This is a genomic window from Alkalibacterium indicireducens, from assembly GCF_039522005.1.
In the GTDB taxonomy this organism is placed as follows: Bacteria; Bacillota; Bacilli; order Lactobacillales; family Carnobacteriaceae_A; genus Alkalibacterium; species Alkalibacterium indicireducens.
On sequence record NZ_BAAADA010000112.1, the window covers coordinates 11427 to 17136 of the forward strand.

Below are 5710 nucleotides of genomic sequence, written 5' to 3' on the forward strand. Positions count from 1 at the left end.
TGAGAACGACATTTACCACTTCAAGCTATCGCTTGACCGAAATTCATCTCCCACTTTCACTGGTGCTTCGCACCCATACGCTTAGAAGTGGGAGACTTCTTTCGGAATTACGTTAAAAACTGTCTAATTGTAGTTCATTATATACCGTTACAGTGAGAGATATCATGACAACTTTCCTAGATGCAGTTTCTACCTGACTTGATACACGATAATGCTCTTATACTGCCTATTCATAACAATAAACAGTAATGTCACTTCTTTTATCCAGTGCCTCTGTTCAAAAGGAAAGCCTGAGGATCACAGATTGATCCTCAGGCCATCTCATTTAACTGATTCAGTCTACAACGGTCAGAACTTTTCCTTCAACTAAACTCTTAAGAATATTTTCTGCAAATGTTCTTTCCTCTGAAAGCTGGTCTGATTTATAGAGATCAATCTTTTTCAGTCCGTTAGCCGTTACTGCAGATAGTTTCAGTTCATTTAAATCTTTAGATATAACAATTTTCATTTTTGGTGCTTTCTTATCTACGGCATGGATATTTAAAGTCCGTTCATACTGAAACGATCCGTTCTTTGTTTCCATAAAGCCGTTGTCTTTCAGTGTGTAGCGTTTAGCCTCGTCATTGACTGAGTAATGTGTGTTACTTCCCAGCAGACTGTCTTTTTTCTGTGTAGCCATTGGCGACATCCTCTCTGACACTCGTTATACTTCTATTATTTTACGTTTCAGCTAAAAAATCAACTGCTTTTTTGATTTTCGCTACAACTGTTCGGCAGTCGTCTTCCGTGACCCCATAGCCGAAACTCAATCGAATCGTTTCAGAGATGGCAGGATGGTTAGAACCGTAAAGAGCTTCGAGAACTGGACTTGGATCGACATTTCCAGCAGAACAGGCTGACCCGATAGAGACTGCAATTCTGGCCAGATCAAGATGAATCAGCAGCTTGTCTGCCGGAATACCTTTAATATGAAGGCTTAAGATATGAGGCAAACTCTGGTCGACCGAACCATTTACTTCATAATCGATACCAGATGCATCGAGTTCAGCCAGACATCTGCTTTTTAACGCCTGGTATTCTTCTCTAATACGCTTTTTTTCAGCCTGTCTGATTTCTACAGCACGCTGGAATCCGATTACACCTGGTATATTTTCCGTTCCTGCTCTGCGCTTATTTTCCTGCTCTCCTCCTAGCACCAAGCCAGTAATAGGCAGTTCTTCATTGATGAACAGGAACCCGATACCCTTAGGCCCGTTTATCTTATGAGATGAAACGGAGAGCAGGTCGATTTTCTGCTCTTTGACATCGATGTCTTCTGTTCCATAAGCCTGTACGGCATCTGTATGAAAGGCAACTTTATGGTCAAGGCCGTCAAGGTACTGTCCAATTTCAGTTATCGGCATAAGCGTGCCGATTTCATTATTTCCATAAATGACTGAAACCAGTATCGTGTCTTCTCTGACTGCTTCCTTCACCTGCTCAAGACTGATCAGCCCATTTCTGTCTACTGCTAATTCAGTGACTTCAAAGCCCTGATTTTTCAGATAATTTAACGGGCGCCTGACAGCTGGGTGCTCAACGTTTGTCGTCACAATATGTTTTCCTTTATAGCCGTATTTCTCTGCTGTTTTGACTACAGCCATATTGTCACTTTCGGTGCCTCCACTTGTAATGACGATCTCGTTTGGTGAGGCATTGATGCTTGCAGCAAAGACAGACCGAGCTTCTTCCAGCAGACCTTTACTTGTCCGACCCATCTGATGAATACTTGATGCATTCCCGTAATGCAACTGCATTGCTTCAGTCATTGCTTCGATCACTTCCGGTCTCGCAGGAGTCGTTGCCGCATGATCAAGATAAATATAGTTGTTCATTTTATATCCCTTCCAGTCTTATGATAGGTCGATAGATGGAAAGAGCATATCAATGACTTTCCTGGTCAGATTACGTCCTTTGCCCTTCTGAACGAATGCATGCATATGCATAGCCGGATTGAAGTTGGCCTCGATGACGACATAACCTGGCTTGTCCTTGGTACTTGGTTTAGCGATATCAGGAATGATCAGGTCCAGACCAGTGACTTTGACTTCCAGGGCCTTAGCCATCTCTACTGCCTGTTTCTTGTAGGACTCGTCCATATCGTCAGTCATATCTATAGAGTCTCCGCCAGTTGAAATGTTGGAGTTCTCTCTCAACAGCACGCGCTCACCTTCAGCCGGAATACTGTCGAATGTGTAGCCTTGTTCTTTGAGCATCAGTCGCTCCAGTTCCCCCATTTTTATTTTTTCAAGAGGGGCACGGTGCTTGATTCCTCGATAAGGATGCGTGTTCTTTTTCTGAATCAGTTGTTCAATCGTCTGTCTTCCGTCACCAGTTACGTTTGCAGGTTGTCTCAGCAGAACGGCTTCTACCTTATCATCGATCACAACGAACCGGTACTCTGTTCCTTCAATGTAGTCTTCAACCAGAATCTGCCCATCTTCTTCAAAAGCCAGACGCACAGCTTCTGAATATGCTTCATATGATGCAGGATGCTTAAAAATGGAGATGCCCAGCCCATAGTTGGTACTTTTAGGTTTGACGACGATTGCTTTCCGGTCAAACAGGGCATACGCATTCACAGCATCTTCTATTGATGCAAATTCTTCTCCATGAGGCACTCTGTACCCATAATTTTTCAGAATTTTCTTGGTAACTGTCTTGTTAGCCATGATCCAGTGAGAGATGTAGGTGTCTTTAGACGTCATATTTCCGTTTCTCACGTATTCGGTCTTGTCCCCGTGAGTCAGCTTCAAAAACTGATCATGACTGTCCAGCAGTTCCGTTTCAAGCCCCAGTTTCAATGCGTCAAACAAGAGCAGCTGAGTACTCATTTCCATTTCAGTAAAGCCTTTGACTAGAAATGGCTTCTCAAAGGAGACCTCTTTATATTGCTGACCCAGATTGATCCCGTACTCAATAAAGGAACGCCCATTTTCCAGCTCTTTGACAATTCTTGCAGAGAGGGTTTGTTCAGGATGATCCAAGAGCTTGTGGGCCGTCTCAAGGACTGCATCGTACTCGCTACTCAAATGCAGCGCATTAATAGTCTCTTTCATCATGTTAAGCAGGAACTGTCCCTCTTCTTTGAATCTGGAGGACTCAAACGGGTCTTCCATGGCCGTCTGTTCATTCATTTCTGCACCGGTTTTGACATCCTCTGTCGTACTGTCCTTATCCATCCAGACCATCGTCATTAGAAAGAGATGAGTAAACAGAGACTGCTCATAAGAGAATCCCAGTCTTGAGAATGGATTTAGATCGAATGAACGGAATTCAACGTATCGCGTCCCGCTGCTTATCAAGTTGCGGACTGCTTTTCCTTTTCCTCTCAGACGAGCTGAGCCATAATACTCACGTTCTTCTATCAAGGTACCCTCTTCAACCAGGTGTTCGATGTCTCTGACATATTCCTCAATTGCCTGATAGGAGACTTTGTTGGTGAAGGAGTTGTGATAGCCCAATGGACTGTTTCTTATACTTCTGTAGTACTGTCTTGAATCGTCACTTGAAAACGTATCGTCTGAAACTGGTGATGCACCGAATAAGTAAGTCAGGATCCATTGATATCTCAAATAATTACGGGACATTTTGAGATAAAGATCATTACTCCAGCTGGTCAGCTTTTCTGGTGTCTCAGCAATACTGGCCAGCGCGTCCATAAAATCAGAGGAAAATGAGAAATTGTAATGAACACCGCTGATCATCTGTTTTTTCTTCCCATATTTTTCAGCAAGCTGCTCTCTGTATTCTATTTCTTTCCTGTCCTCGACTTTGATGATCGGAATATTTTTCTCATCAGGAAGCCGACTAGGCATACTGAACGGCCAGACAAACTCTTCCGTATCAATCGTGCGGTTGACCACATCATGAAGAGCCTCAAGCCACTTATACTGTTCCTTAAGTGTATTCTGAGGCGGAGTCACCAGTTCCAGTTGCGATTCACTGAAATCCGTCTGAATATACGGGTGGTGTTTCCGGCTTCCAAATAACGCAGGGTGAGGGCTGAGCGCCAGATCTCCTTCTCGTGTTGTTCTTAATCCTTCTTTTTCAATTCCAAACGAACCTTTTTTATACAATTCCTGTAGATGGTGAACGGTAACTATCTGTTTTATATTCATTCAAATCTTTCCTTACTGAGTGATTTACTTACTAATATCAAGTACTATCTTATCATAAAGCCTCGCGTCAACCTAGGAAAAAGAAAGAAATCCAAGCACGAACCTTTGTTCGATATTGTTTAAATCACTGTCCAAACATGCTATACTTTAGTCACTTATACTAATTATGTGATAAAGGAGTCTTTTATGAATAAACCACTAGCCTATCGTATGCGTCCAACGACGATCAGTCAGGTTGTCGGTCAGGAACATCTTGTAGGAGAAGGTAAAATCATATGGCGGATGGTAAAGGCCAAACAGCTGTCATCCATGATTTTATATGGTCCTCCCGGAATAGGAAAAACAAGTATTGCCAGTGCAATTGCCGGTTCGACTAAGTATGCTTTCCGCACGTTGAATGCTGCCACAGATTCTAAAAAAGATCTGCAGATAGTTGTTGAGGAAGCTAAAATGAGCGGCACAGTAGTCCTGCTATTGGATGAGGTCCATCGTCTCGATAAGCCTAAGCAGGATTTCCTGCTGCCACATCTTGAGAATGGTCGGATTGTACTGATTGGGGCGACTACCGAAAATCCATATATTTCCATCCACCCTGCGATTAGAAGTCGGTCCCAGATATTTGAATTGAAACCTTTGTCTGAAACTCAGATTACCTCGGCATTGGAGCGGGCACTGACTGACGAAGAAAATGGACTGGGTTCTGAATCTATAGTTATCTCTCCCTCTGTTCTAAATTATTTCTCAAGGGTGACTAACGGCGATTTAAGAAGTGCGCTGAATGCCCTGGAACTGGCAGTGAAGTCTACTGATTCAGATGATAATGGAAACACCGTTATTACACTGGATATTGCAGAAGAATGTCTCCAGCGTAAATCCCTGACTCATGACAAAGATGGAGATGCTCATTATAATGCAATATCAGCCTTTCAGAAGTCCATTCGGGGAAGTGACGTACATGCAGCACTTCATTACCTGGCACGGCTTCTGGAGGCTGGTGAACTGAAAGTGGTGATCAGACGGCTGATCGTCACTGCATACGAAGATATCGGTCTGGCAAACCCTGCAGGTGTATCGAGAGCCGTACAGGCTACAGAAGCTGCTGAAAAAATTGGGCTTCCCGAAGCCAGGATCCCTCTTGCCAACGCTGTCATCGAAATGTGCCTATCTCCTAAATCAAATAGTGCGATCAGCGCGATCGATCAAGCAATACAAGATGTTAGAGAAGGAAAAACAGGTGATGTGCCGGATCATCTGAAAGATACTCATTATAAAGGAGCAAAAGATCTGGGAAGCGGCATTGGTTATCAGTTCCCGCATAATTTTGAAAGCCACTGGATCTCCCAGCAGTACCTACCTGATACGATTAAAAGCAGAGAGTACTATGCTCCAGTTCTGACGTCTAAGTTCGAGGAAGCCTTGAACAAGCAGCTTCAAAAGTTTGACAACAAATAAGTACTCACTCTTTGAAGCAAGCTGTCTTTTGAATTTGCCCTTTTTACGTCAGGGCAGCCTCTAAATCGAGCATGTAGGAGGAAGGCAATGGAACACTG

4 protein-coding genes are annotated in these 5710 nt (G+C 43.4%); 1 reads left to right on the forward strand and 3 read right to left on the reverse strand.

The annotated features are described in order from the left end of the window. Positions 1–334: 334 nt before the first annotated feature. The 3 genes from ABFX15_RS06925 to gshAB are packed head-to-tail and all read right to left on the reverse strand — an operon-like array spanning position 335 to position 4160. Positions 335–679: a hypothetical protein gene (locus tag ABFX15_RS06925; protein ID WP_346024735.1), complete on the reverse strand. Its 345-nt coding sequence runs from the start codon at positions 677–679 to the stop codon at positions 335–337. 40 nt (positions 680–719) lie between these two features. Further along, a complete protein-coding gene (locus tag ABFX15_RS06930) occupies positions 720–1874 on the reverse strand; it encodes a cysteine desulfurase family protein (protein ID WP_346024736.1) in 1155 nt (384 codons plus the stop codon). 18 nt (positions 1875–1892) lie between these two features. Then, positions 1893–4160: a bifunctional glutamate--cysteine ligase GshA/glutathione synthetase GshB gene (gshAB, locus tag ABFX15_RS06935; protein ID WP_346024737.1), complete on the reverse strand. Its 2268-nt coding sequence runs from the start codon at positions 4158–4160 to the stop codon at positions 1893–1895. Positions 4161–4346: 186 nt separating this feature from the next. Between gshAB and ABFX15_RS06940 the strand changes: the two genes are divergently transcribed. Then, positions 4347–5612 (forward strand): replication-associated recombination protein A, encoded by a 1266-nt coding sequence (locus tag ABFX15_RS06940; RefSeq protein WP_346024738.1) that lies wholly within the window; start codon positions 4347–4349, stop codon positions 5610–5612. The last annotated feature ends 98 nt before the right edge of the window (positions 5613–5710 follow it).